1 protein-coding gene and 1 pseudogene are annotated in these 1,901 nt (G+C 42.1%); both read left to right on the plus strand.

What is annotated here, in order from left to right; all coding sequences use genetic code 11:
* Positions 1-1,513, plus strand: a 1,513-nt coding sequence (gene hemC / locus ABZB17_RS22340; protein WP_372653866.1) for a hydroxymethylbilane synthase, incomplete at its 5' end; no start/stop codon positions are given.
* 11 nt (positions 1,514-1,524) lie between these two features.
* Positions 1,525-1,901: pseudogene (locus ABZB17_RS22345) on the plus strand (porphobilinogen synthase); the annotation flags it as partial.

Raw genomic sequence — 1,901 nt, forward strand, 5'->3', positions numbered from 1 at the left:
AGCCATGTTCAACGACGAAATAGACATGGCCGTACACAGTTTAAAAGACCTTCCCACGGTTTTTCCGGAAGGAACAAAACTGGGCGCTGTGCTGGAAAGAGGCACCGTTAACGATGCACTGGTAAGCAAAGATCACTTAAAACTTTCGGAACTGACTTCGGAGCACACAATCGCAACGTCAAGTTTACGCCGCAAAGCACAATTGCTTCGTTTGAATCCCGATTTTAATATCGTTGAAATCAGGGGAAATGTAAACACGCGCATCCGCAAAATGAACGAGGGTTACTGCGATGCAATGATTATGGCAGGTGCGGGATTGCAACGCCTCGAAATGGATGAAACGATCACCGAAATTCTGGACGCGGAAACAATGATTCCGGCTTGCGGACAAGGTGCTATCGCCATCGAAATAAAAGACAACGACCCGGAGATTGAATCTATCATCACACAGATCAATCACAAGGAAACGATGATAACAAGTTCGGCAGAACGTGTGTTTCTGAACACACTGGAAGGCGGTTGCCAGATTCCGGTGGGAAGTACTTGTAAGGTTGAAGGTAACCAGGTAAAAATTACAGGTTTTGTTGCCAGCATCAACGGTAGTGAGTTTTTAAAAGAAACAGCAACCGGATCGGTTGAAGATGCCAATGAATTGGCAAGGAATCTGGCCAATAAATTATTTAATGCCGGCGGTAAAAAAATTCTTGATGCCATTCGCACAGAGAATTTACCTGTTACAAAAAAAGAATTTCCGTTAAAAGACAAGGTGATTATTTCAACTCGTCCGGCCGATATCCACGATGATCTTCCTGAGCTATTAACAAAAGCAGGTGCATCGGTTGTTTCGCTGCCAATGATTCAAATTGAGCAGACACAACTTAGTATTGCAGAAGAACAATCATTACAAAATCTTGATCAGTTTCAGTGGGTAATTTTCACCAGCAAAAATGGCGTTGTAAGTTTCTTTAAACAGCTGATTGAACTAAAAGGCAACACTACTTTGCCCAACAATTTAAAGATTGCCGTAATTGGTAAAAACACCGCAGCCGAATTGGATTATTATGGTTATGCACCTTATTTTACTGCAAGTGAGAATTCATCTGACGGCCTGCTAAAGGAATTAGCAGAGAAGCACAATCTGCAGAATCAAAATATTTTACTGGCTCTTGGTAACCTGGCTGGTGATAAACTGGAGACAGAATTGTCGAAAGCAAATTCAGTTACCCGCATAAATACTTACCAAACGGTAAAACCATCGGGAGCTGATTCAAAAATATTGGATGCGATTTCGAATGATAGGTACGATCTGATCGTATTTACCAGCCCATCCACTTTTAATAATTTCTGCCAGTTTTATGGCACTGAAAATATTACAGGTGTGAAAATGGCCAGCATTGGTGAAACAACTTCAGAAGCCATCCGCCAGGGTGGTGCCGAACCACTGATTACTGCAGAAAGTTCAAATGCAGAAGGGCTTTACAAAGCAATAAATGATTATTATCAAACCAAATAAAACTACACTATATGATGTTTCCTGAAACAAGATTAAGAAGATTAAGATACAATTCGGTTTTACGCGATATGGTAACCGAAACAAAACTATCGGTTGACGATTTGGTGATGCCACTTTTTGTTTGTGCCGGAACCAAGGTTCGCAACCCGATCAGCTCAATGCCGGGCAACTTTCAATTGTCGGTTGAGAACCTGGTTGAGGAATGTAAAGAGGTTGTCGCATCAGGCGTGAAGGCCGTTCTTTTGTTTGGTATTCCTGCCGAAAAAGACGAAGACGGAACAGTTGCCTGTCAGCACAACGGCATTGTACAGCAAGCCATTCGTGCCATAAAAGCAGAACTTCCGGAATTATATATTATTGCCGATGTGTGCAACTGTGAATACACCAC

Source organism: Draconibacterium sp. (genome assembly GCF_041583095.1).
GTDB lineage: Bacteria > Bacteroidota > Bacteroidia > Bacteroidales > Prolixibacteraceae > Draconibacterium.